1 protein-coding gene is annotated in these 505 nt (G+C 52.1%); it reads right to left on the reverse strand.

Going from position 1 to position 505, the window contains the following annotated elements; translation table 11 throughout:
- On the reverse strand, nt 1–505 hold a 505-nt coding region (locus R7O13_RS31270; RefSeq protein WP_318305782.1), incomplete at both ends, for an FAD-dependent monooxygenase.

The following is a 505-nucleotide window of genomic DNA, read 5'->3' on the forward strand; positions in this document are numbered from 1 at the left end:
ATCCATCTGGTTACGCAGCCACGAATTCGCGCCATCTGCGCCCACCACCAGCTTCGCTGTCATCGCTTGGCCGTTATCGAGCGTTAACCAACTCTCTTGTTCACCGACCGCGAGTGTCGCACAGCGCGCAGGCATGAATAACGTTACGTTCTCTAGCTTTTGCACTTGTTCCAACAACGCTAACTGAATCACGCGATTTTCAACGATATGACCCAAATCAGGTTGTGCCATACTTTGTGCATCAAACTCTATTTTTGCGAAGCTGTCTTGCTCCCACACTTCCATACCGTAGTAAGGTGCAGCACGGCGTTGCTCAATACCCTGCCAAGCTCCTAGCTTACGTAAAATGGTTTCACTTGAGCGGCTCAGTGCAGAAACTCGCACATCAGGCAGTTCATTCAACGTTTCATCTGGCACGTTACCTTCGATCACGGCGATACGCAGGTCACTGTCTTTGAATGCGGCGGCAAGCGCCAACCCAACCATCCCTCCGCCGATGATGGCG

This window comes from Vibrio sp. Y176, assembly GCF_033438945.1.